The organism is Bacillus sp. YBsi01 (assembly GCF_038406745.1).
Taxonomy (GTDB): Bacteria; Bacillota; Bacilli; order Bacillales; family Bacillaceae; genus Bacillus; species Bacillus siamensis.
The window spans coordinates 2,102,998-2,128,840 of record NZ_CP151679.1 but is presented as its reverse complement, the minus strand read 5'-3'; the positions used below and the strand labels follow the sequence as shown (position 1 = coordinate 2,128,840).

The window sequence follows — 25,843 nt, the reverse complement described above, 5'->3', positions numbered from 1 at the left end:
GAATAGAATGCATGATACACAACAGCTGCCTCTGACAGGCGCACAGGCCGGTATCTGGTTTGCGCAGCAGCTTGATCCTGATAATCCGATTTACAATACAGGCGAGTATGTTGAGATAAATGGCGCGCTCGATGTGAACATATTTAAAACGGCTCTTGAACGTGTGCTGACCGAAGCCGCATCATTACACGCCCGCTTCACAGAGGGAACAGACGGACCGAGACAGACGATCGCTCCTTCTTGTGAGGCCGCGATTGATGTCATAGATGTGAGCGCAGCGGCTGATCCGAAGCAGGCCGCACTCAGAATCATGCAGACTGATTTGGCTGAGCCCGTTGATATGGCGGCCGGGCCCTTGTACCGCGACATTTTATTCCAAGCCGGACCGGAACGTTTTTTCTGGTATCAGCGCATTCACCACATCGCGATAGACGGCTACGGTTTTTCACTGCTGGCACGGCGTACGGCGCAAATGTACACCGCAATACGGGAGGGACGTCCGGATAACGGGCGCTCCTTCGGCTCTTTGGAGGATCTGGTAAAAGAAGATCAAGAGTACCGCGCGTCTGATCAATTCCTGAAAGATCGGGAATTTTGGATGGAGAAATTTGCCGATGAACCTGATGTCGTCAGCTTGGCGGAAAGAGCGCCGAGAACGTCAACAAGCTTTCACAGGAGCACGGCTTATCTTTCTGAAACGGCTGTACAGCATGTGAAAGCGATTCCGAACTGGCATGAGGCGGTCACGGCCGCGGTAGCTGTATATGTTCATCGGATGACAAGCGCCGGGGATATCGTTCTCGGTTTGCCGATGATGGGACGGATCGGCTCGATTTCACTGAATATTCCGAGTATGGTGATGAATCTGCTGCCTTTGCGGCTTTCTCTCCGCCCGGATATGCATTTTCACGAGGCGGTCAGCCAAGTGGCAAAAGAAATCCGAAGCATCCGGCGTCATCAGAAATATCGCCATGAAGACCTGCGCCGCGATCTTAAATTATTAGGAGAAAACCGCAGGCTGTTCGGTCCGCAAGTCAATGTGATGCCGTTTGATTACGCGCTTGATTTCGCCGGAGCGCGGGGAACCGTTCATAACTTATCAGCAGGGCCTGTTGATGATTTGTCAATTAACGTTTACGACAGAGCCGACGGCAGCGGATTGCGTGTGGACTTTGATGCGAATCCGGAAGTGTACAGCGCCGAAGATATTGAAAACCATCAAAAACGCTTCCTGCTGCTGCTGGAATCAGCTGTGAAAGACCAGACACAAAAAATCGGCACACTCAATCTTCTGCTTGAAAGCGAACGTCTCCGCGTGCTGAAAAGCTGGAATGACACGTGCAAACCTGAAAGGCAGAAAAGTCTTCCGGAGCTGTTTTACGACCAGGCCGTAAAAACACCGCACCGCCCGGCAATCATCACGGAAAACGAAGAGCTCACCTATGCCGAATTGAACAGGCGCGCGAACCAGCTTGCCGGCATGTTAAAGCAAAAAGGGCTCGGGCCGGAACAATTTGCCGCTTTACTGCTACCGCGGTCACAGGATTTAGCCGTGAGCATGCTGGCCGTTTTGAAAACGGGAGCCGCGTACCTGCCGCTTGATCCTGATTTTCCTTCTGAGCGGATCACATACATGCTCAAAGATGCACAGCCTGTCTGTCTGATTACAACGATGGAATTATCGGGCCGCATGCCGGAAGACATTGATGCAAAAAGGATCATTCTCGATGACCCGGATACGGTAAAAAACATTGCCAGTCAAAATGCTGACGGTCCTGCTCAGGCGGAATGTTCACCTTTAAACCCTGCTTATATCATTTATACTTCGGGCTCAACGGGCAGACCGAAAGGCGTTGTCATCACATTAAAAAGCGTAAGCAATTTTCTCTTATCCATGCGGGAAATGTTTCCGCTCGGCGGACAAGACCGCCTGCTCGCCGTTACGACTGCGGCGTTTGATATTTCCGGGCTTGAGCTCTTCCTTCCGCTTATCAGCGGGGCGGGGTGCGTCATTGCCCGAAAGGAGACGATTCAGGAGCCGCAGGCGCTGGCGCACATGATTCACTCATACGGTATTTCAATCATGCAGGCAACACCGACATTATGGCATTCATTAGTCACAAATGAACCGGATTCACTTCGGTCGCTGCAGGTGCTTGTCGGAGGTGAGGCGCTCCCGAAAGCGTTAATGCATGCACTGCTTGAATTAGGCTGTACGGTGACGAATCTGTACGGGCCGACTGAAACAACAATCTGGTCGGCCGCACAGCCGCTTGCAAAAGACTATACAGGGACGCCCCCGATCGGAAAGCCGATTTGGAACACGCAGGTATATGTGCTGGATGCCGCATTGCAGCCCGTCCCGCCGGGAGTTGCGGGTGAGCTTTATATCGCGGGCGAGGGGCTTGCCAGAGGCTATTTTAACAGGCCTGATTTAACAGCGGAAAGATTCATTGCCGACCCGTACGGCCCCGCAGGTGCGAGAATGTACCGGACGGGCGATCTCGTGCGCTGGCGTGAGGACGGTTCACTTGATTATATCAGCAGAGCCGATCATCAAATTAAAATCCGCGGATTCAGGATAGAATTAGGGGAGATTGAGACGGTGCTGTCGAACTATCCGGGTATTTTGCAGGCCGCTGTCATTGTCCGTGAAGATCAGCCGGGAGACAAGCGGCTGGCGGCTTATGCTGTCGCGGATCACCCCCTTGATATCGGCGGCCTTCGTGCATATATGGGCGAAAGCCTGCCGGATTATATGGTGCCGGGCGCATTTGTACAGCTGGAGGAACTGCCGCTGACACCGAATAAGAAGCTCGATCGCAATGCTCTGCCTGCCCCTGATTTTTCCGCTGTCCTGAGTGACAGAGGGCCGCGGACGCCGCAGGAAGAAATATTATGCGAGCTGTTTGCCGAGGTTCTCGGTCTTGCACGGGTCGGAATTGATGACGGATTCTTTGAACTGGGCGGCCATTCACTCTTAGCGGGACGCCTGATGAGCCGGATCCGGGAGACGATGGGCGCAGAGCTAGGCATCGGCCGTCTGTTTGATACACCGACGGTTGCCGGGCTCGCCGCACAGCTGGACACTGCAAAGAACGCGCGGCCACAGCTTAAGCCGTTTGCCCGGCCGCAGCATATCCCGCTGTCATTCGCGCAGCTGCGTCTGTGGTTTCTCTACTGCCTTGAAGGTCCGAGCCCGACTTACAACATTCCGGTGATTGTCCGTATGTCAGGAAAGCTTAACCAAACAGCGCTGAAACACGCCTTTTACGATGTTGTCAGCCGCCATGAAAGCCTGCGCACCGTTTTCCCGGAAAATAAGGGCTCGTCTCATCAGCTCATTTTGCCTGCTGAAGAAGCCCGTCCCGTGTTTACAGTGACACATGCAGACGAAAACGAGCTTCAAGACATGCTTGCCGCTGCGGCACGCTACCGGTTTGATCTCGCAAAAGAGCCGGCCGTACGGGCTGAGTTGTTTGATCTTGGCGACGGCGAATATGCGCTGATGGTTCTCCTGCATCACATCGCAGGTGACGGCTGGTCCTTGAATCCGCTCATGCGTGACTTATCCGCGGCCTATAACGCCCGCCAAACAGGCAAAAAAGCAGAATGGCCGCCGCTAGCGGTTCAATATGCGGATTATGCGCTTTGGCAGCAGCAGCTTTTAGGCAGCGCATCTGATTCTGAGAGCTTAATAGCGCGCCAGCTGAATTTCTGGAAGAAAACACTTGAAAATGTACCGGATCAGCTGGAGCTGCCGTCTGATTTTCCGCGACCCGCCGAATCAAGCTACAGAGGCGGCGTCATTCCGGTCAAAATCGGCCAAGAGCTTCATACCCGTCTTCTCTCACTTGCCAGAAATCAGCGCGTAAGCCTGTTTATGGTGCTTCAATCAGGGCTTTCCGCACTGCTGACCCGGCTCGGGGCCGGAACCGATATTCCGATCGGCAGTCCGATAGCCGGCCGCAGTGATGACGCATTGGGCGACCTTGTGGGCATGTTCATTAATACTCTCGTGCTGAGAACCGACACCTCAGGAGATCCAAGCTTTTGTGAGCTTCTTGAAAGGGTCCGGACGATAAATCTCGCAGCATATGAACATCAGGACGTGCCGTTTGAACGTCTCGTGGAGGAATTGAACCCGGTTCGTTCCCGGTCAAGACATCCGCTGTTCCAAGTGATGCTCGCATTCCAAAATACGCCTGATCCTGTACTCAGCCTTCCGGACATGGAAACAAGCCTGCAAATCAGCAGCGTCGGAGCGTCCAAATTTGATTTGACGCTGGAATTGGCTGAACAGCGCCATGACGACGGCACGCCTGCCGGTATTGAAGGTCTTTTGGAATTCAGCACGGACCTATTCAAAAAAGAAACGGCTGAAGCACTTGCGGGACGTCTGCTTCTTCTGCTCGAAGATGCCGCATCGCATCCGGAAAAGCCGATCGGAAGCTTAACGATTCTTTCTGATGAAGAGCGCCGAAAGCTATTGCCGGTTAAACGGAATAAACAGCACACTCAGCCTCGAAAGACATTGCCTGAACTGTTTGAAAGACAGGCCGCCGAAAAACCGGATGAAACGGCGGCCGTATATAAAGAGAGCCGGCTCACTTATAAAGAGCTGAATCAAAAAGCCAATCAGCTCGCACATATGATGATCGCCCGCGGCGTCGGCCCGGAGCAGTTTGTCGCGCTGGCCCTGCCGCGATCTTTAGATACGATTGTCGGGCTGTTAGCCGTCCTGAAAACGGGAGCTGCGTATTTGCCGCTTGATCCCGATTATCCGTCGGACCGCATCGCTTTTATGTTACAGGATGCCAAGCCTGTATTTATGCTTACAAATCGTGAAGGCGCAAGTAAGTTTCCTGCCGAAAGCGGTATGCCGTCCTTCATTTTGGATGACCCGCAGAAAAAAGAAACACTTGAGCAATATGCCGTCACGAACCCGACTGACGCAGACAGGATTTGTCCGCTGTCACCGCTTCATCCGGCTTATGTCATTTACACGTCGGGATCAACAGGTGTGCCGAAAGGAGTCATCATCCCGCACAGCAATGTCATCCGGCTGTTTGAGTCGACACAGCACTGGTATCGCTTTAATTCTGATGATGTATGGACGATGTTTCACTCTTACGCATTCGATTTCTCTGTCTGGGAAATGTGGGGGCCTTTGCTTCACGGCGGTCGTCTCGTCGTCGTGCCGCATGACATCAGCAGATCGCCGGAAGCGTTTCTGGATCTTCTCGTGAAAGAGCGGGTGACCGTGCTTAACCAAACGCCGTCAGCGTTTTACCAGCTGATGCATGCGGAAAAAGAAAACGAAGAACTGGGGTGGCAGCTTGCACTCAGATATATCATCTTCGGCGGCGAGGCGCTTGAGCTGGGCCGGCTTGAAGATTGGTACAGCCGCCATCCGGACGATAAGCCGGTGCTCATAAATATGTACGGCATTACGGAAACGACGGTGCACGTCAGTTATCTTGAATTAGACAAAAACATTGCGAAACTTAAGGCAAACAGCCTCATCGGCTGCGGCATTCCTGATCTGAACGTCTATGTGCTTGATGACCGGCTTGAGCCTGTGCCTCCGGGCATCACAGGCGAAATGTATGTTGCAGGGGAAGGTGTGGCACGCGGTTACTTAGGGCGGCAAAGCCTGACCGCGGAACGCTTTGTGGCTGATCCGTACGGCCCGCCGGGAACGAGAATGTACCGGACGGGGGACTTAGCCCGCCTGCGGACGGACGGTTCTCTTGATTATATGGGAAGGGCGGATCACCAGATAAAAATCCGCGGATTCCGGATTGAACTGGGAGAAATCGAGGCGGTTCTCGTCAAACATCCGGGAGTTGAGGACGCGGCTGCAGTCGTCCGTGAAGACCGGCCGGGAGACAAACGGATCGCCGCTTACCTTGTCCGCTCTGACAGCAGCAGCTTAGATACGGGAGAGATTCGCCGGTTTGCCGGAGAAAGCCTGCCGGATTACATGATACCGTCAGCTTTTGTCCAAATGAATGAACTGCCGCTGACACCGAATGGAAAGCTTGACCGAAAAGCGCTCCCTGCGCCTGACTTCCAAACGGAGGTCACCGGCCGGGGACCGAGAACACCTCAGGAAGAAATGCTGTGTGAGCTGTTCGCAGAGGTGCTGCACCTGCCGCGTGTCGGTATTGATGACAGATTCTTTGATTTAGGCGGCCATTCTTTGCTTGCGGTCCATTTAATGAGCCGTATTCGGGAAGCGATGGGAGCCGAGCTCAGTATCGGAACATTATTCGAAGCTCCTACGGTGGCAAGTCTTGCTGAAAGGCTTGAGACGGGCACAGGGACAAGCGCGCTTGATGTGCTTCTGCCGCTCAGAACAGCCGGAGAAGAAACACCGCTGTTTTGTGTCCATCCTGCCGGCGGTCTCAGCTGGTGTTATGCCGGGCTGATGTCTTCTTTAGAAGCCGATTATCCAATATACGGTTTACAGGCGAGAGGCATCGGAAAAAAAGAACCGCTTCCCGAAAGCCTTGATGACATGGCGGCGGATTATATTGAAAAGATCCGCACCGTGCAGCCGAAAGGGCCGTACCGTCTGCTCGGCTGGTCTCTCGGGGGAAATGTCATTCAGGCCATGGCGACACAATTACAGAGCCGGGGCGAAGAGGTTTCGCTTTTGGTGATGCTTGACGCGTACCCGAATCATTTTCTGCCGATAAAAAATGCGCCTGATGACGAGGAAGCCGTCATTGCGCTGCTTGCCCTGGGAGGGTACGATCCGGACAGCCTCGGGGATCAGCCGCTTGATTTTGACACCGCGCTGACCATTCTCCGCCGTGAGGGAAGCGCATTAGCCAGTCTGGACGAGTCGGTGATGATGAACCTGAAAGACACGTACATTAATTCTGTCGGGCTGTTAGGAACATACAAGCCGAAGCCGTTCCACGGAGATGTACTGTTCTTCAGATCCGCGATTATTCCGGAGTGGTTTGACCCGATTGAGCCGGATACTTGGAAACCGTATATTACGGGAAAAATCGAGCGGTATGATTTAGACTGCCGCCATAAGGATATGTGCCAGCCGGGACCGCTTGCCGACATCGGCGCGATTCTGGCAGAGAAATTAAACGGACGGCGTACAGTCCGGTAAAGAAAGGATCAATCTGCTATGACAAATCCATTTGAACGGGAAGACAGCTTATATCATGTCCTGGTCAATGCTGAAGGCCAGTACTCATTGTGGCCGGCCTATCTTGATGTGCCGGACGGCTGGGAAACCCGCCTGACGAATGAAAACCGCTCCGTTTGTCTCGAATATATTGAAACAAACTGGCGTGATATGAGGCCGGAAAGCCTGAAACAGGCCGAAGCCGCTAAGATGTAATAAATTAAAGCCTGCCGCTATTTCGGCAGGCTTTTTATACGGATATCAGCTGTTAAGCTGTGTATGATCACAAAATGTATAAGGGTGTCCTTCTTCATTCGTGCACCATGACTGAGACAGAAAAGCCAAAAAGACCGCGGCCCACTGGTCTGCAAACTGGATTAAAATACCGCCGTCGTGCCACGTTCCGTTATCCTTCTTCCAGCGTGTGTCAATTGGATTTCCCTGATTCATATGAATATTATGCATGCCGTTTGTCGGTTTGAATCCGAAAATCTTATCAGCGCCCGGCTCCGGTCCGAATTTAGAGCCGTAAATATAGACTGCGGCTTTTTCCGATTTGGCTTTTTGCATATACGTCTCAATAAAATCATTTAAGTCATTATCAGGCCCGGTGACTTCATGCGGGAGCGGCGCCATGTTCCGGGGATCAAACAATCCGCCGCGGACATAATCCAGCGCCAGCTCACGGCTCGTTTCATCAATTGGGGTGTACCCATACGGTATGTTCGGCAGCAGGGTGATCGCGCTTGCGTCAAAATGATCGCGCGCCGCATACAGAACCTCTGATTCTTTTGAACTTGACATGACATTGATCGCACAGCGATAGTGCGTATCAGGCTCGCCTAGCACCTCGACTTGAAAATGCGGAGAATCATCATCTGTTTCCCTTCTCATATCTAACACAGTGCCTTTTAATACACCATAGTGCTGAACAGCCATATGAATCCTCCTTTTTCTTCCGGGATATGAATTGATATTCGAGACAGGTGTCCGTTTTTCCTTTTATGAGAAAGAAAAAAGGACAGCCCGCTGATCAGGCTGTCCTCTTCATATCTATTAAGCTTTTGCAGCTGAACCTTGCATCGCTTTTTCAGCAGGCACGTAGTCATAGCCTAAGTCTTTGGCTACCGCTTCATACGTGACATGTCCGTTAGCCGTATTCAGCCCCGCTTTAAGCGCCGGGCTCTCGGCAATGGCTTTCGCCGCGCCTTTATTGGCGATTTCAAGCGCATAAGGAACGGTCACATTCGTTAATGCGAGCGTAGATGTACGCGGTACGGCGCCCGGCATATTGGCGACAGCGTAATGAACGACACCGTGTTTTTCGTAAGTCGGATTATCGTGTGTTGTAATATGATCAACGGTTTCCACAATGCCGCCCTGATCAATGGCAACATCAACAATGACGGAACCCGGTTTCATCTGTTTGACCATTTCTTCGGTAACGAGAGTCGGCGCTTTGGCTCCCGGGATGAGTACGGCGCAGATCAGAAGATCCGCTTCCGCGACAGAGTCTGCAATATTTACAGGGTTTGAGATCAGTGTTTTAATCTGATGCCCGAAAATATCATCAAGCTGACGCAGGCGGTCTGCGTTTAAATCGATCATTGTCACATCGGCACCGAGGCCGACAGCCATTTTCGCGGCATTTGTTCCGACGCCGCCCCCTCCGATGATCGTGACTTTCCCGCGGGATACACCCGGTACGCCGGCTAATAAAATTCCTTTTCCGCCCTTTGGTTTTTCAAGGAACTGAGCACCGATCTGAGCGGCCATTCTTCCGGCAACTTCAGACATCGGCGTAAGCAGCGGAAGTGAACGTCCGTCCGTTACCGTTTCGTACGCAATAGCTGTCACGCCTTTTTCTGTAAGCGCTTTAGCTAATTCCGGCTCTGCGGCTAAATGAAGGTAAGTGAATAAGATCAGGCCTTGACGGAAATACGCATACTCCTCAGCCAGCGGTTCTTTTACCTTCATGACCATTTCCGCATCCCATACTTGCTGTCTGTCCTCCAGAATTTCCGCGCCTGCAGATACATAATCTTCATTAGTAAAACCGCTTCCGAGTCCCGCTCCGGATTCCACAAGAACCCGATGGCCGTTTCCGATAAGCTGTGAAACGCCTCCAGGTGTTAATGCCACTCGATTTTCATTGTTTTTGATTTCTTTTGGAACCCCGATAATCATGTCTGTTTCCTCCAATGTTTGTGTGATGCTTCAAGTGTAGCGCGATTTTTGCGAAAATTCTTTGTTTGAAACAGAAAATAAAAAAACACGGATTTGTGAAATTTCACGAACCCATGTTGCGAAGCTTGATATCAAGGTAAATCGTAAACTTTTCATTCACGTTTTTTAAGTCGATTTCTGCGATCTGGCTGATTCTTTTCAGCCTGTAATTCAATGTATTGACATGAATGTTAAGCGCTTTAGCGGCGGTGTTGACGTTGCTGTCGGCATCAATAAAATGTTCGAGCGTTTTTACCATATCGGCTTGGTGCTCCCTGTCATACTGCTCAAGCTTTGACAGGGAATAGTTCATATAGCCGCTGTGCTTGCGTTTTTCATCCAACACATCAAGGTACTGATAAATGCCGAGTTCAGAAAAACTGAAAAGGTGTTTGGTCTCTCTCACAAACCGTTCTTTCGCTTTTAATACGGAGAGCGCTTCCTGATAGGAGCGGTAAACGTAAGAAATCGATTCGTAAATACCGCCGATCGCAATCGACGCATCCTCAATTTTATATCGTTCCTTCAGCTGTTTTTGAATATGAAGAGCGAAGTGCTTTAAATCTTTAAAAGGCTGATCGGTTTTCGGCGCGGCTAATAAGATTAATTCATTTGAATCAACAGTCGCCAGCATGACATGTATCTGCTGTGTCGTTTCCTGCAAATATTGCAGCTGCTGTTCCGTCTTTTCAGTCAGCTCCTCATGCAAACGGATGATCATGACGCTGAATACGGACGGCAGCGCCATTCCGAGCTTATGAAATCCTTCGGCCATCTCGGCTTCCTGATAAATATGGCCGGTCAGCATTTTCCAAAAAAACTCCTGGCCCCGCTCTTCGATTTTCGTTTTGCGGATCTGCAGGTGCAAAAGCTTGTTCCGCACCGCTTTGGCTGCCAGCTGAAGCGTCTTCAGGTCCTCGTCATTGAGCTTTTTTTTGATCTCAAGCGCCCAAATAAATCCGAGAACCTGACTGTTTTTCCAGATGGAAATCGCCACGCGGTTGCTCAGGCCCACCTCGTCAATTTCTTTCACTTTGATCGGCTGGTCCGTTTTTAAAAGGGCCGGAATGGTTCCGTCTTTCCACAGTTTATTGATGACTTTTTCAGGCACCCTCCGCCCGATAATCGTCGACGTCCGGGCCGGATCTGTACAATCGCTGTGCGTGCTGTATGCAAGCAGTTTATGATTAACGTCTTCTATTGTAATGGGGCATTGGAGGACCTCGCTGATATGGTCGGCTACATCTTCAAGCCTGTCGAAACTGTACTTAAATGGATCTTTTGGATTGGTCATCTGTATCCCTACTTTTTCATAGCTTCATATCTTGATCTTACCATCTTGTTTTTCAGACTGAAAGGCATCTTTGAACGGAAACGGAGTAGGAAAATAGGATCATTTGAAAAAATGGAAAAGAATAAGATAATCATACTATTATATTTACAAAATGTGTAAATATAACGAAAAATCCAATATATCATAAGACTCATTTTGTAAAATTAAAACAGATTTGTTTGACTGTGCCGAATTGTTGTTTTTATAATAATGACGTTCAAAAAATAAGTGAATTAGCCCATATTTAGGCTGATGACACAGGAGGGTATAAGGAATATGTCTGGATTAATTCGTGTCACACCCGAAGAGCTAAGAGCGATGGCTAAGCAATATGGCGTTGAAAGTCAGGAAGTCATGAATCAGGTTGACCGCCTGAACCGCATGATTTCTGATTTGAAAGGCATGTGGGAAGGTGCTTCAAGTGAAGCATTCGCGGATCAATATGAGCAGCTGAAACCTTCATTTATTAAAATGTCTGAATTGCTTCAAGATGTGAATCATCAGCTCGATCAAACGGCAAATACGCTTGAGTCTACTGACCAAGATATCGCTAACCAAATTCGCGGATAATAAGATGAATGAAGAACGGAGCGCCTGATTCAATCAAGAAGACGGCGCTCTTTCTATGTAAGGGTGATATGAATATGTATATCGATATTACAATAGATTTAACACATTATAACGGCAGCGTCTTCGATCTCAGATTGTCAGATTACCATTCTGTGAAAAAAGTCATTGATATTGCCCGGCAGGCTCAGCAAGTATCCGTTCCGCCGCGTGAAGGCTATTGGATCAGAGTGGTCAATAAAGAAACGGTTTTTTCCGGAGAGCAAAAATTATCTGACTGCGGCATTACGAACGGAGACCGCCTTGAAATTTTATGAGAGGACATGGTGGAATGACAGGTCATAACAGATCTTATTTAGAAACAGAACTGGACGCCGTCCGGGAAGAAACCGAATCAGGCTTCACGTTCACCTTCCAGCGGGAAAAAGTCAAACTTCTTGACGGGCTGGAAGCAAACGTGATTAAAGAGGCCGATCCTTTTTTTCAAAAAGAGGTTTCAGTCTCAGAAGACGAAGTAACCATAACGATCAGACCCCCTTCTTCTTACCAGGCTTTCCGCTATATAAAAGGAAAAGATAAAAAAAGCAGGTGGCAATTTGCCTACCGTCTCGTTCAAGCCGTGAAACAGCATAAGCTGAAACGGCTCAATCTGATTGCGGCCCCGGAAAATATCGTGTTTGATAAAGCGCTGACACCTTACTTTCTGCATTACGGCGTAAAGGAGAGCCTCCCGCCTTATGAGGAAGACAGAGAAAGGGTGTTAAAGGAGCTCAAAGCATGTGCGGCGCTTGCGGCTGACGGGGCTTTCACCTTCGAAGAATATTTGAAGTACAAGGAGACACTTCAATTCTCTCCCGAGGTAAAAAGCGTGTTAGAAGCGGAAACGTTTGAGGACCTGGAAGAAACCATTCTAACCGTAATTGATTCCCTCGAAGCAAGGGACAAGACATACATAAAACTGCCGAAAAAGAAATGGAAAATTCAAAGATACGCCGGACTGGCGCTTGCCGTCCTCCTTGTGCCGGCACTTCTGTATTCCTTGTACGCACTGTTTTTCGCCCAGCCGAAGCAAGAGGCAATCACCGAAAGCAACCGCTATTTTTTAAATCAGCAGTACAGCAAAGTCATTGACACACTCGCCAAATACGATGCGGAAAGCCTTCCTGAATCGGTGCAGTACGAGCTTGCTTCTTCTTATGTGGCAGTAGAAAAACTGAGCGAAGAACAGCGGAAAAACATCGGAAATCTGGTCACTCTGCAATCTGATCCGAAGCACTTCCTATATTGGATTGATATCGGCCGAGGGGAAAATGAAGAAGCCATCAATATCGGCCGCAATCTTGAGTACAACCCGTATATCTGGCTCGGGCTTACAAAATATAAGCAGCAATTATTGGCGGACGACAGTATGAAAGACGACGAAAAGCAGAAAGAACTGGACGCTGTGGAAAGCGAGCTGGAGAAGGCGAAAAAAGAGCAGGAAGAGCAAAACAAAGAAGCGGATGAAAACACCGCTGAAGCTTCCGCAGGACAGGATAAAGACGGCAAAAAGGACGAAGCAAAGGATAACAAAGAGAGCGACAAGAAAGATGAGAAAAAAGATGAAAAAAAATAACAGCGTATATCAACTGGCCGTAAATAACGATCAGGCAGTCAGGAGGTTCGCCATATGAGTCTGTTATGGGTCTTTTACCGGGAGCACGTACAAAAGATTCAGCTGTCTGAACTCCCGCCGTCTCAGCCGATTACGATCGGCCCGGAAATAAAGGATACGATCACGTTCGGCACACTGCCGTTACGGCAGCCTGCCGCAACCCTTTATCGTAAGGAAACAGATCGTTACGAAGTTTTCCTGGGAAATAACTGTGCCGGCGAATTGACAATAGGAAATGAAATGCCCTGCCGGATTGAAGAAGAGACGCTGCGGCTTCTTCTCACTCCTGATCAGGAAAAATCCTCCGTTTACTTTATCGGCGGGAAGGACGAGATCGTTTTCTCATCAGCAACAGAGGAAGCGGATATATACAAAGAGCCGTCGTCCGCTCAAACAGGCGATTTTTATCTGCGAAAAGCGGGAGGAAGCTGGTCTGTTGTTCCTGGCGGCCGGGAAGTTTATCTGAACGGAGAGCTCACAAAAGCTCCTGAAAAGCTTCGGACGGGAGATGAGCTGCTGTGGAATTTTCTGCGTGTGAGGCTGACCGAGGATGACCTTTTAGAAGTCATTCATCACGAACCGTTTCAAAGCGGCTTAATCAAAACGTTAAAGCCAAGCACTGAAATGAAAAAGAAATACCCGCAATATCGAAGAACGCCGCGGATGGTCTACGATCTTCCCGAAGACCGCGTGTCATTCAGTTTCCCTTCGCAGGAAAGCGAACAGAATAACCGGGGGCTGTGGCTCGTCATTCTGCCTCCTGTGGTCATGCTGATTGTAATGGGGGTTGTCGCCATTATACAGCCGAGGGGTATCTTCATTCTCGTCTCTTTGGCGATGTTTATGATGACTCTCATTACGTCCACCGTGCAGTATTTCCGAGAAAAAACGCAGCGGAAAAAACGGGAGGAAAAGCGGGAGCGTGTGTACAAGCAGTATTTAGAAAACAAACGGAAAGAGCTTCAGACGCTTTCGGAAAAACAATTGCAAGTGCTGACGCATCACTTTCCCCCGTTTGAAAAAATGAAATATTTAACCTCTGAAATCAGCGGCCGCATTTGGGAGAAATCGCTGGAAAGCAGGGATTTCCTGATGCTCCGGCTCGGAACGGGCACGGTTCCGGCAAGCTACGAGATTTCGATGAGCGGCGGAGACCTGGCGAACCGGGATGTCGATGATTTGATGGAGCAGTCGCAGCACATGCAGCGTGTGTATAAAGATATCCGCCATGCGCCCGTGACCGTTGATTTACAAGAAGGGCCGATGGGGCTCGTCGGGAAACCCCAGATCGTCAAAAATGAAATTCATCAGCTCATCGGCCAGCTCGCTTTCTTCAACAGCTACCATGACCTGCGGTTCGTCTTTATCTTTCATGAAGAGGAATATAAGGATTGGGAATGGATGAAGTGGCTGCCGCAATTTCAGCTGCCTCATATGTATGCGAAAGGGTTTATTTACAATGAACAGACGCGCGATCAATTGTTATCGTCCATTTATGAGCTGCTGCGGGAACGGGATTTGGAAGACGAGAAAGAAAAAAAGATCTTCCAGCCGCATTTTGTTTTTGTCATCACAAATCAGCAGCTGATTGCAGAGCACGTCATTTTAGAATATATCGAAGGCCGGCATGAGCATCTCGGCATCTCGGCGATCATTGCCGCGGAAACGAAGGAAAGCCTGGCAGAAAACATTCACACCCTCGTCCGCTACATTAATGAGGATGAGGGCGACATTCTCATTCAGAAGAAAAAAGCGGTGCAGATCCCGTTTAAGCTGGACAGGCATGAACGGACAGACAACGAGCGGTTTTCCCGGACGCTTCGGACATTGCACCATCAGGTCGGGATGACGAATTCCATTCCTGAAACGGTCTCATTTCTGGAACTGTTTCATGCGAAGGAAGTAAAAGAAATCGGCATCAGGCAGAAGTGGGAGACAAGTGAGTCTGCTAAATCGCTGGCTGTTCCGATCGGCTACAAGGGAAAAGACGATATCGTGTATTTAAACCTGCATGAAAAAGCCCACGGGCCGCACGGATTGCTGGCGGGAACGACCGGCTCCGGGAAAAGTGAATTTCTGCAAACGTATATTCTGTCATTGGCCGTTCATTTCCACCCGCATGAAGCGGCGTTTTTGCTGATTGACTATAAGGGCGGAGGAATGGCGCAGCCGTTCCGCAAGATGCCGCACCTTCTCGGAACCATCACGAACATCGAAGGAAGCAGAAACTTCAGTATCAGGGCGCTTGCCTCCATCAAAAGCGAGCTGAAAAAACGGCAGCGGCTGTTTGATCAATACCGCGTCAATCACATCAATGACTATACAAAGCTGTATAAACAGGGAGAAACGGATATTCCGATGCCGCACCTGTTTTTGATTTCAGATGAATTCGCCGAGCTCAAAAGCGAAGAGCCTGACTTTATCAGGGAGCTTGTCAGCGCGGCGCGCATCGGGCGGAGCCTCGGTGTGCATTTAATCCTCGCCACGCAAAAGCCGGGCGGCATCATTGACGACCAGATATGGAGCAACTCACGCTTTAAGGTCGCCCTGAAAGTGCAGGATGCAAGCGACAGTAAAGAAATCCTGAAAAACAGTGATGCGGCGAATATTACCGTCACCGGACGCGGCTATTTGCAAGTCGGAAATAATGAAGTGTATGAGCAGTTCCAGTCTGCCTGGAGCGGCGCCCCTTACATGGAAGATGTATACGGCACCGAGGATGACATTGCCATCGTTACCGATACCGGCTTAATTCCGCTGTCTGAGGTGGACGCGGATGATGCGGCGAAAAAAGACGCCCCGGCAGAAATAGAGGCCGTAGTCGAAGAAATCGAGCGGATTCAAAAAGAAATGGGCATTGAAAAGCTGCCGAGCCCTTGGCTGCCGCCGCTTGCCGAACGTATTCCGCGCACGCTTTATCCTTCGAAGGAAAAAGACCGCTTCTTCATCGCCTGCGTGGATGAGCCTGATCAGCAAAGACAGGCGCCTCTCGCTTATACGATGATGGATGACGGCAACATCGGTATTTTCGGCTCATCGGGCTACGGCAAGTCAGTTTCTGCCATCACGTTCCTGATGAACTTCGCGGAAGGGTACACGCCACAAGAGCTTCACATGTATATCTTTGATTTCGGCAACGGAACGCTTCTGCCATTGGCAAAGCTTCCGCACACCGCAGATTATTTCTTAATGGATCAAATGAGAAAGATTGAAAAATTCATGATCCGCATCAAGGAAGAAATCGAGCGGCGGAAACGGCTGTTCAGAGAAAAAGAAGTCAGCCATATTAAAATGTACAATTCGCTCAGTGAAGAAGAGCTGCCGTTTATATTTATCACAATTGATAATTTCGATATCGTCAAAGACGAAATGCATGAATTGGAAACGGAATTCATCCAGATTTCACGCGACGGGCAAAGTTTAGGCATTTACTTCCTGCTGACCGCAACGAGGGTAAACGCCGTCCGCCAGTCGCTGTTAAACAATTTAAAAACGAAAGTCGTTCATTATTTAATGGATCAGTCAGAAGGATACTCCATATACGGGCGTCCGCCGTTCAGTCTCGAACCGATTCCGGGCCGCGTCATGATCCAAAAAGAAGAACTGCATTTCGCGCAAATGTTTCTTCCGGCAGAAGCGGAAAATGACCTCGAGATGTTCCAAGCGCTGAAAGACGATGTCAAAGCTTTAGCTGTTAGCCATGCCGGAACGGCCGGTCCAAAACCGATTCCGATGCTCCCGGACATGCTGACGGCCGGCGAATTTTCGCTCCGTCTCGAACCGGGTCAAGAACCGTTCCGAATTCCTGTCGGGCTGCATGAGGAAAAGGTCAGCCCCGTGTACTTTGATCTGGGTAAATATAAACATTGCCTCATTTTAGGACAGACACAGCGTGGAAAAACAAACATCCTGAAAGTCATGCTGAATCACCTGCTGCGTGAAGGAACGGAACAGATCGGACTGTTTGACTCAATTGATCGCGGACTGTCGCAATATGCGCAGGAAACAAAGGTCAGTTATCTGGACACAAAAGAAGACATACAGCAGTGGATCGAATCTGCTGAAGCCCTATTCACGGAGCGTGAAGCCCAGTATGCACAGGCCGTTAAAAATGGTGATATGCACAGACTCAGTTTCTCTCCGATCGTGTTAATGGCCGACGGCATTACAAGATTCCAGCAGACAATCGACACCGCCATTCAGGACAAGCTGGCGATGTTTATGAAATCTTACGCGCATGTCGGCTTCAGTTTTATCCCGGCGGGCAATCACAGCGAATTCTCAAAAGGCTATGATTCCTTAACGACGGAAATGAAACAGATCCGCCACGCGATGCTGCTTGTGAAAAAATCCGAACAAAACGTCATTCCGCTGCCTTACCAAAGGCAGGAACCGGACATTCAGCCGGGCTTCGGCTATTTGGTTGAAAACGGGAAGGAGCAAAAAATCCAAATACCTCTATGTTCAGCGGAAAGGGAGGCCGTCAGATGACAGAACAACGAAAAAGCCTGATCAAATTAATAGCCGCGGTCGTTATCATTCTGGTGCTGCCGGTGCTGTTTTTCCGATTTATCGGCGATGACCCGGGAAAACAAAAAATCAATGCCACCCGTCAAATCGCAGTCGTGAATGAAGACATGGGCTTACAAACAGATGAAAATGAGGGGCAGGAATCCGTCCATTTCGGAAAAGAAGTGGCGGCGGCTCTCGGCGGCCGTCCGGATTATTCCTGGACGGTTGTCAACAGGAGCGCGGCTGAAAACGGTCTGGCGGCTAAGAAGTATGACGCCGTCGTTTACATTCCATCCGATTTTTCAAAAGACATTTTAAGCTATGACCAAGAGCGTCCGCAAAAAGCCACGCTGACATTCAATATTCAAAGCAGCCTGAACGCCGTCAACAAAGAAAAAGTGCAGCGTGAGCTTGAAGACGCCCAAAAATCAATGAATAAAAAAATGTCGGCATTGTATTGGAATTTCGTCTCACAAAAAGTGAACAATGTCAGAGGCGATTTTGACAAGATCGTCAATAAAGAATCAGAATTTCAAAACGTCATGTACAACTTTTACAAGCCGAGCTCAAATGACTTAGCGGGTGAAATCAAACGGCAAAAAGACCTGATTGACGAACTGAAAAAATCAATGAATGAAGCACAAGGCGCGGCCAAAGAAAAATTGACTTCGGCAGATGAAGCCAAAAACACGCTCAAAGACTTTGCCGATACGGTTGAGCGCTATAAACAATATCAGGAAAATCAGAAAAAACTGCTGATGGCCGCGCAGGAACAAAATCAAAAGCAAATCACAACCGGCCTGAACGCCATTAAAGCACAGCAGGCCGCCAATCAGTTCAGCGCCATGATGAGCGGGCTGTCTTCAGGCATAAACCAGGCGCAGACACAGCTTGACCAGACAGGAGCGGCTCTGTCTGCCGCCCAGCAGGTGAGAGAAGCGCAGGTTCCTGAGCAGGAACACGGGATGGCAGATATTCAATCCAATTTACTGAACAATTATTTGACCCAATATAAAGCTCAAGCAAGATTTGAAACACTGAACAGCATCCAAACCCTTATGAAAAGGGATCGGCACGCATTAACCGTTCCGGAAAATGATCCGGGGGATGACGGCTCAGATGAACCGAAAGAAGAAGAAAAACCGGAAGAAGAAAAACCCGGCGATCTGAAAATTGACCTTGACGATCAGCGTGACGAATTAAAACGCATCTCCGCTGAAATCAATCAAATTTCAGACGGACTAAAAGAACCGGAAAAAGAAAATCCTGACCCTGAAAAACCGGGCCAAGGCGATGACGGTGAAAAACCCGGAGGTACCGATCCGAATAACGGAACGGCTCCCGGAGAAGACGGAAAAACGGAAGACGGCACAAAAGATCAGCAGCCTGATTCCGATAACACTGGCGGCGAAGAGCCAAAAACCGTCCAAACCGCATCGGCCGCTAAAAACGTCACTCCGCCTGCTGTTGAGCCGACGGATGATTCAAACGATTCAGAAGGAGACGGCGGCACGGGAGTTTCTGACGCGAAAGAAAGGCTGAACCAAGCCGCAGAGCGCATTCAGCAAATTGAAAAAGAGCTGGAAGAGAAACAGCAGACTCATAATGAAGAACTGAAAAAACGTCTCGATGATCTTGATGAAGAAATCCAAGGCCTTAAAGACCGAATTGATGACGCGAAAAAACGAGCGGACAAATTACGTGAACAGCTGGAAGAATCAAAAGAAAAGAGAAAACAAGACTTCAATACCATTTACAGAATGATTGTAAAGACAGAACAGAACATTCTGAACTACCCGTTATTGGATAGCGGCCGCAAATCTGCTCTCGAACTGATGTTTGCCGCTGACATCAATACAACAGATATATCCGATTTAATGAGTTACTATAATGATTTATCTTTGTATGAGGCAACACTCTATCACTCGCTTGACGCAGGCTCGCTGCCTGATGTGAAAAACAGGGTGCTGAAAGCCCAGCAAGGCGAAGTCCAAACCGTTCTCGCCATCAAACCGGAAGAAACGGCAAGCTGGGAAAATCTGAAAAACAATAAGATGCAGACAGATGAAGACATCAGCAATTTCATTAAAGGCATGACCGAATTCTCGGACAACTACAGCTCATATATCAGAGATGAACAAGCCGGAGTGCTCAATGAGATCGCCAGCATTTCAGACAGCGCGGCGAAAGCATCCGATCAGCTGGCTGAAGGCGCTGTGCAGGAAGCGGCCGCATTCAGCGGAGACGGATTAACTGGGACGATGGCGCTCGGCGCTCAGGATACCGTCGGCCGCGAAGTGCTGCAAATGTCTGACACGATGGGCCATCTGTCAGAACGCCAGTCCGGCATCATCAGCTATACCGACAATATGCAGCAAAGCGTAAATGACGTCCAGCATAAAGCGGACACCCTGAACAGCAACTGGGGTAAAAATGTCGATTCCACGAAATTGATCAGAAATGACGTGTACGGCATTTTAGGGAACGCGCTCGTTGACGGACAGGAAAACGGATATGTTTACGATTATCTCGCCAATCCGCTTAAAATCAGCGGAGAGGTGCCGGAAGACCGGGTTCAGAATGTTCCGCCGGTCGTCATTTTGGTAATCGTTCTGATCAGCAGTCTTCTGATCGGCTATTTCAGCTCGTATTATCAGCAGGCGCCGCTTCTTGTCAAAGGCGCGCTCTTTGGGATTTTAAACATAATGGTCGGACTGATGATCAGTCTGTTCGGTCTGAATATCTACTCGCTTCCGGACGATCAGACGATTAAATGGTCAGTCTTTACGATTCTCCTGCTTGCGGCGAGTTCAGCTTTCATCCGGGCAGCCTTTGTCTTTAGCTCAATCACCGGGTGGATCGCTTCATCAGCGCTCATTCTCTTTTATGTGGCGCCTTTGATCGACCTGATTATGCCGAACTTCAGCTTTGACAGCCCGGTATCGAAAGTGTATATCGATATTCAATACGGAACGGGCCATCTGTTTGCGATGGGCATAACGGTTCTTGCGATCATTACGCTGATTGCGGCGGCGCTTCCGCTCATCATTCGGCTGCTTGCGGAAAAAACGGAGGAAAGTGATCAGTCTTATGAGGCGTAATACAATCGTGGAAAAAGGAGTTTTGCTGTTTGCTCTTTCCTTTCTCCTTTTTCTCCCGCATGCCGCAGCTGCGAATGAGGACAATACTGATGTCAAGCCGAATGAATATGAAAAGAAGGACATTGAAATTCGTACGGATTATCTTCATGACGATGCCTATTCCGAGGAAAAAACGGCGCTTCCGAAAGAACAGAAGGACATCACGTTCGATCAGCCGGCAGAAAACCCGGATGAAAAACTGATATCAAATTTGTTTACATCGTCAGAAACGGAGCCGAATACGATCAAAGCGCAATCGAAAAAACTGGGTATCACATTTGCCGAGCCTGCCGTGCGGCACACCTCAGCAGACATGGAAACGGATGAGAAAAAGACTTCCTTTCTGCTGCCTGTCATTTATGCCGTCTTGATCCTCCTCGGCATTGCCGCAATGATCTATCTGATTCCGAAGGTCACGGCGCAGGAAAAGGCAAAGCGGTAAACGGATCGCTTGTGTTTGCGGGAAGACAGCCCGTAAAATAAGAAAAAAAGGAGGAGTTTCATGCAGTTTTTTCTTATAACAGGTGCGTCAAAAGGATTGGGACGGGCGCTGACGGAACAGGCGCTGCAAGAAGGAGCCGAAGTCGCCGCGCTTTCAAGAACGATAAGCGGGGAAAAGCGTGAGGGACTGACAGAATACAGTGTTGATTTAACTGATCTGGCAGATACAGAGCGGCAGATGAAGGCGATTCTTGATCAAGCTGAGAAGAAGCGGTATTCCGCCGTCACACTGATCAATAATGCCGGAATGGTGGAGCCGATCAAGCGGGCGAAAGAGGCTTCCGCGGAAGAATTGAACCGCCACTACACCCTTAATCTGACGGCGCCCGTTTTGCTCAGCCAAATGTTCACAAAGCGTTTCGAAGCGTTCAGCGGCAGCAAAACAATTGTCAACATCACATCTGGCGCGGCGAAAAATCCCTATAAAGGATGGAGCGCGTATTGCAGCTCAAAAGCGGGACTTGATATGTTTACGAAAACATTCGGATTCGAACAGGAAGATGAAGAGCTGCCGGTCCGCATGATATCATTCTCGCCGGGAGTGATGGATACAGACATGCAGGCTGTCATCCGTTCTTCGTCAAAAGAAGATTTCCATGACATCGAGCGGTTCCGCAATCTGAAAGAAACGAAAAACCTCAGAAGCCCGGAATACATCGCCAGTGTCATTCACTCACTGATCGCGGGTGAGCCGGAAAACGGACGGATATACGATATTAAAGAGTTTTTGTAGAGCAGCTTTTACGCTGCTCTTTTTTTGTTTGTACAATCACTTCGGCGCCCGGCGGCATATTATGAATGAAACACCGTGTAAGGGGTATAAGAAATGTATCAGATGAATTGAGTTTCTTCTCGATTTATGTTAGGATTCTAAAAATATAATTAAGGAGGGGTTTCCATGAGAAATGTAACGTTAATGGATGTCTTCACCCATCCAATCGCACAAAAGTATTTACAGCGCTCCGGTGTCGCCCATGCGATTGCCTGCGCGTTTCATGCATACCGTCTTGCCGTAAAAGCGGGTGTCAGTCCCGATCTTGCGGCGAAAGCGGCTTTACTGCATGATGTCGGCCATTACGAATGGTACACAGACGGCAAATGGGACTATGAAAAGTACAGAAGAAACGATATCCATGCCATAAAAGGCGCGGAACGGGCGCATAAGCTGCTCATCCGGCTCGGTGAAGAACCGAAAGCGGCGAAAGACATTGCGCTGGCGATTCTGCTCCACACCGATTCCTATCTGCCTGAAGGCGAACTGGACAAGAATACGCTCCAGCAAATCGTGAAACAAGCGGACGAACTCGATGAAGAACCTGGCGGACATCATCATTACCGCCAAATGGATCACACGGCCGCGCTCAAACAAATCCAAAAGCTTGATCAGTTAATTGACCAAGCCCAATATCCCATAAGAAGCTCAGTCTAGGCCACTCATGCGGCCTTTTCCGCTTTACATAACCCCGCAAACTCACTAACACCTTTTCCGCTCCGATAGACGTACTGTGTCAAAGCCTTTGTCCGCTGCATATGATGAAGGAAAACATAGTAAAGGGGATCAGCGAAAATGGCCCATCAAGGAAGCCCGCAACTCGTCTCGTTAGTAGATCCTTACGTTTATCAGACCATCCATAAGCTTATCGGCTCAAGGTTTATCATTCAAACCGTCAGACGGATTGTCAGGGGACGGCTGATTGATGCCGCTCCGGATCATATCGCCATTGAAGAAACGCATGACCGCGTATTATATATCAGGAACCGCCATGTGGTTTCTGTCATGCCTGATTATACCGAACGTGTGTAACAGCCCAGGATAAGGCGCAGACCGGAGGCGGCCCTTACAGAACCCCGGTGCGTCTTCTTTTTTGAGATACATAGATGCACGGCACCTTTTTTTGGTACAATCACAGTACAAGTTCACATGACAATAGGAGGAAACCGCTTGTTGAAATCAAAGGTCCATTTTTGGACGCTGCAAATTTTGCTCGTTTTGCTCATTATTTACGTATCAACGAAAGTCTCGTTTATTTTTCAGCCGTTTTTCGGTTTCATCACTACTCTGTTTTTTCCGATTTTGATCTCGGGCATTTTGTTTTTCATTTTTAATCCGATCGTCCGCCTGCTTGAGAAAAAAATCCCCCGGACATTGGCGATCCTGCTCATTTATCTCGTTTTCATCGGCCTGATCGCCTTTATGTTCACCGCAATCGGACCGATCGTGGCTTCTCAGGTCACGGGGCTGATTAACAATTTCCCTGATTACATTAATCAGATTCAAAGCTTGATTACACAATTATCCCATTCCAAATGGTTTACGTGGATGATGACGCAGGATTATGTGTCGATAGAAAAAATCCGGCAGTCTCTGACGGGATTTTTACAAAGTCTTCCGCAAAATATTACGGCAAGCCTGTCGGCCGTGTTCGGCGTCGTTACGAATATTACGCTTGTCGTGATCACCGTTCCGTTCATTCTGTTTTATATGCTGAAGGACGGCCGGCGTTTTCCGCTTTTGGCGGTTAAAATTCTGCCTTCTTCCTACCGTGCGGAGGGCCGGAAAATATTTAACGACTTATATGTCACATTGGCCGCATATTTCCAAGGCCAGCTGCTGATTTGTCTCTTTGTCGGAACGGCATGCTTTATCGGTTATTGGATCATCGGCCTGCCGTATGCGTTAATTCTCGGGATGGTGATCGCCGTCACCAATATCATTCCGTACCTGGGACCGTTTCTCGGGGCGGCACCGGCGGTCATTATCGCGTTTATGGATTCTCCGGCTAAGGCGCTGTTTGCCGTGATTGTTGTCGTTGTCGTCCAGCAGCTTGACGGAAACCTGCTTTCTCCGCTTGTTATCGGGAAGCGGCTCAATACCCACCCGCTCACCATTATTCTTCTGCTTATCGGAGCGGGCAGTTTCGGAGGCATTCTCGCAATGATTCTGGCCGTGCCGGTTTACGCGGTCTTAAAAGCATTCGTCTTAAATATCGTCCGGCTTATCAAACTTCGTCAGCGATCGAAGCACGAAGACAGCCGCAAGCCGAAATAAAAACGGGCACAACTCCAGACGCAGCGCATAAACTGCTGTAAAGAAAAGCGGAGGTGTGGGTATGCCTGCAATTGTGGGACCGATTTATATTATGAGCTTAGCCGGAGACGCTGCGGCGAGCTTCGGTGACGTGTTTGCCATTTCTCCCAAAGCCGTTGACCACTCAGGCGCGGGGTCAGGGGCGTTTCATTCCGGAGATTTTGTCAAAGTCACTAATAAATTCAGCAAAACGCGCTTTGAAGACATTGATCTGTTTGACGAACCTGATTGGTTTAACGCGTGACAGCCTCCTTTAGGAGGCTGTCGCTTTTTTGTAGTATAATAGAATCAGTCTTTTATAAAAGGGGAATTTTTATGAAAATCAGAAAAGCGAATATTACCGTTCAGTCCGGAATGATCGGCGACGTGTATCTGCATGAAAATAAAAAAGAACAGCATACCCTCGTAGCCGTTCCGGAACTTGAGTGGAGCACGATCATTTCCTATGAGGAAGAGAAAAAGGCGCTGGCGCAGCGGCTTTTACAATCATTCAGCAAGCTGATGGATGAAGAGCCCGCCGGAGAGCTCGCAGGCAAGATCTCCCATTGGGCGGCTGAAATGTAACGAAGACGGTTTACCGCGTCCCGTCCGGGGCGATAATTGTAAAACAAGCTGAGGAGGGAAGGCCGATGAGCGACAAAACGGTTGACCTTTATTTACAGCAGGGTATGTACGGCCCTCTGCAGACGAAACCGGATGAACGGCATTTATTTTTAGGCTCGCTGCGTGAACGGGTCATCATTGCCCTGACGAAGGGGCAGGTGCTGCAAAAGAAGCCGTATGAAGAAGTGAAACAGGCGCTGAAAAAACGAAAAGATGCGGTGCTCTATATAAACGGAAGGCTCCCGTATCATGCTTATTCACCCTATATGAAGCTTGCCGCACTGGAAGGTGTCCGAAGCTCCGTGATCTCGGATCTTCAATTCGAAACGCCGCTCGGCCTGATATTTGCCGCCGATCATGCGGTGAACCTTGACGGCATTTACGTTCAGGATGACATTTTCAAGCGCTCACTCCTGAAATCTTAGAAAAGCAAGTGTCATTTTATAATGCCAATTCACTTACAAGTGGAGATAGGATATAATGGTTTTCATATGAATGGCGGGGAGGCCGGCTATGAAAAAAGCATTTATTTGCATTGATTATACGAATGATTTTGCAGCAGAGAACGGAGCATTAACCTGCGGAGAACCCGCAAGGCAAATTGAGGATAAGATTGTCAGTTTGACACAAGCATTTATAGAAAATGGTGATTACGTTGTCTTTGCGGTAGATTCACATGATGCAGACGATGACTTTCATCCGGAAACACGCCTGTTTCCTCCGCATAATATCAACGGCACGGAGGGCAAAGAGCTGTACGGAAAGCTCTCGCCTCTTTATGAGAAACATAAACACGCAAAAAACGTAAGCTACATGGAAAAATCGAGATATTCTGCTTTTGCTGGAACGGATTTAGAGCTGAAACTGCGGGAACGGCAGATCACTGAACTGCATCTTGCGGGCCTGTGCACCGACATCTGCGTTCTTCACACGGCGGTTGACGCCTACAACAAGGGCTTTCAGATCGTCATTCATCAAAACGCTGTGGCAAGCTTTAATCCGGAAGGGCATGAATGGGCGCTGTCCCATTTTAAGAACAGCATCGGAGCGCAAGTGGCAGAGTAAG

19 protein-coding genes are annotated in these 25,843 nt (G+C 49.1%); 16 read left to right on the top strand and 3 right to left on the bottom strand.

Features of this window, described 5'->3' with window-relative positions:
- Positions 1–7 precede the first annotated feature (7 nt).
- The gene (locus AADZ70_RS10585) at positions 8–7,135 is read left to right on the top strand and encodes an amino acid adenylation domain-containing protein (RefSeq protein ID WP_342007009.1); all 7,128 of its coding nucleotides are present in this window, start codon (positions 8–10) and stop codon (positions 7,133–7,135) included.
- An 18-nt stretch (positions 7,136–7,153) separates the two neighbouring features.
- Positions 7,154–7,369 (top strand): MbtH family NRPS accessory protein, encoded by a 216-nt coding sequence (locus AADZ70_RS10580; protein WP_045925859.1) that lies wholly within the window; start codon positions 7,154–7,156, stop codon positions 7,367–7,369.
- A gap of 45 nt (positions 7,370–7,414) precedes the next feature.
- Here AADZ70_RS10580 and AADZ70_RS10575 read toward each other — a convergent pair whose 3' ends face one another.
- From AADZ70_RS10575 to AADZ70_RS10565, 3 genes are all read right to left on the bottom strand, one after another.
- Complete coding sequence (locus tag AADZ70_RS10575) at positions 7,415–8,092, bottom strand: YukJ family protein (protein ID WP_049627276.1); 678 nt, start codon at positions 8,090–8,092, stop codon at positions 7,415–7,417.
- A 117-nt stretch (positions 8,093–8,209) separates the two neighbouring features.
- Positions 8,210–9,340 (bottom strand): alanine dehydrogenase, encoded by a 1,131-nt coding sequence (ald, locus tag AADZ70_RS10570; protein ID WP_049627275.1) that lies wholly within the window; start codon positions 9,338–9,340, stop codon positions 8,210–8,212.
- A gap of 103 nt (positions 9,341–9,443) precedes the next feature.
- A complete protein-coding gene (locus tag AADZ70_RS10565; protein WP_342007008.1) occupies positions 9,444–10,673 on the bottom strand; it encodes a PucR family transcriptional regulator in 1,230 nt (409 codons plus the stop codon).
- A gap of 315 nt (positions 10,674–10,988) precedes the next feature.
- Here AADZ70_RS10565 and AADZ70_RS10560 point away from each other — a divergent pair, with 315 nt between their 5' ends.
- The 14 genes from AADZ70_RS10560 (at position 10,989) to AADZ70_RS10495 (ending at position 25,842) form a co-directional block, all read left to right on the top strand.
- Positions 10,989–11,282: a WXG100 family type VII secretion target gene (locus AADZ70_RS10560; RefSeq protein ID WP_003152013.1), complete on the top strand. Its 294-nt coding sequence runs from the start codon at positions 10,989–10,991 to the stop codon at positions 11,280–11,282.
- Between the two features lie 74 nt (positions 11,283–11,356).
- Positions 11,357–11,596, top strand: coding sequence for an EsaB/YukD family protein (locus AADZ70_RS10555; RefSeq protein ID WP_016938101.1), 240 nt, complete (start codon positions 11,357–11,359; stop codon positions 11,594–11,596).
- A 14-nt stretch (positions 11,597–11,610) separates the two neighbouring features.
- Positions 11,611–12,894, top strand: coding sequence for a type VII secretion protein EssB (gene essB, locus AADZ70_RS10550; protein ID WP_188154509.1), 1,284 nt, complete (start codon positions 11,611–11,613; stop codon positions 12,892–12,894).
- A 54-nt stretch (positions 12,895–12,948) separates the two neighbouring features.
- Positions 12,949–17,424, top strand: coding sequence for a type VII secretion protein EssC (essC, locus tag AADZ70_RS10545; RefSeq protein WP_342007007.1), 4,476 nt, complete (start codon positions 12,949–12,951; stop codon positions 17,422–17,424).
- Positions 17,421–20,546, top strand: a complete 3,126-nt coding sequence (gene esaA / locus AADZ70_RS10540) for a type VII secretion protein EsaA (RefSeq protein ID WP_342007006.1) — start codon at positions 17,421–17,423, stop codon at positions 20,544–20,546. The genes essC and esaA overlap by 4 nt, the downstream gene beginning before the upstream one ends.
- A gap of 7 nt (positions 20,547–20,553) precedes the next feature.
- Positions 20,554–21,027, top strand: a complete 474-nt coding sequence (essA, locus tag AADZ70_RS10535) for a type VII secretion protein EssA (RefSeq protein ID WP_082083383.1) — start codon at positions 20,554–20,556, stop codon at positions 21,025–21,027.
- 60 nt (positions 21,028–21,087) lie between these two features.
- Positions 21,088–21,819: a (S)-benzoin forming benzil reductase gene (locus AADZ70_RS10530; RefSeq protein ID WP_016938106.1), complete on the top strand. Its 732-nt coding sequence runs from the start codon at positions 21,088–21,090 to the stop codon at positions 21,817–21,819.
- A gap of 165 nt (positions 21,820–21,984) precedes the next feature.
- Entirely contained in the window at positions 21,985–22,515 is a 531-nt protein-coding gene (locus AADZ70_RS10525; protein ID WP_007613450.1) for an HD domain-containing protein, read from the top strand.
- Positions 22,516–22,653: 138 nt separating this feature from the next.
- Positions 22,654–22,890: a DUF2642 domain-containing protein gene (locus tag AADZ70_RS10520; protein WP_016938107.1), complete on the top strand. Its 237-nt coding sequence runs from the start codon at positions 22,654–22,656 to the stop codon at positions 22,888–22,890.
- Positions 22,891–23,028: 138 nt separating this feature from the next.
- On the top strand, positions 23,029–24,135 hold the full coding sequence (locus AADZ70_RS10515; protein ID WP_045925850.1) for an AI-2E family transporter: 1,107 nt from the start codon (positions 23,029–23,031) through the stop codon (positions 24,133–24,135).
- Positions 24,136–24,196: 61 nt separating this feature from the next.
- A complete protein-coding gene (locus AADZ70_RS10510; RefSeq protein ID WP_016938109.1) occupies positions 24,197–24,418 on the top strand; it encodes a spore germination protein in 222 nt (73 codons plus the stop codon).
- Between the two features lie 71 nt (positions 24,419–24,489).
- Positions 24,490–24,738, top strand: a complete 249-nt coding sequence (locus AADZ70_RS10505; protein WP_047476977.1) for a YueH family protein — start codon at positions 24,490–24,492, stop codon at positions 24,736–24,738.
- Positions 24,739–24,803: 65 nt separating this feature from the next.
- Positions 24,804–25,202, top strand: a complete 399-nt coding sequence (locus tag AADZ70_RS10500) for a YueI family protein (protein ID WP_342007005.1) — start codon at positions 24,804–24,806, stop codon at positions 25,200–25,202.
- 88 nt (positions 25,203–25,290) lie between these two features.
- The gene (locus tag AADZ70_RS10495) at positions 25,291–25,842 is read left to right on the top strand and encodes an isochorismatase family cysteine hydrolase (RefSeq protein ID WP_016938111.1); all 552 of its coding nucleotides are present in this window, start codon (positions 25,291–25,293) and stop codon (positions 25,840–25,842) included.
- Position 25,843 lies beyond the last annotated feature (1 nt).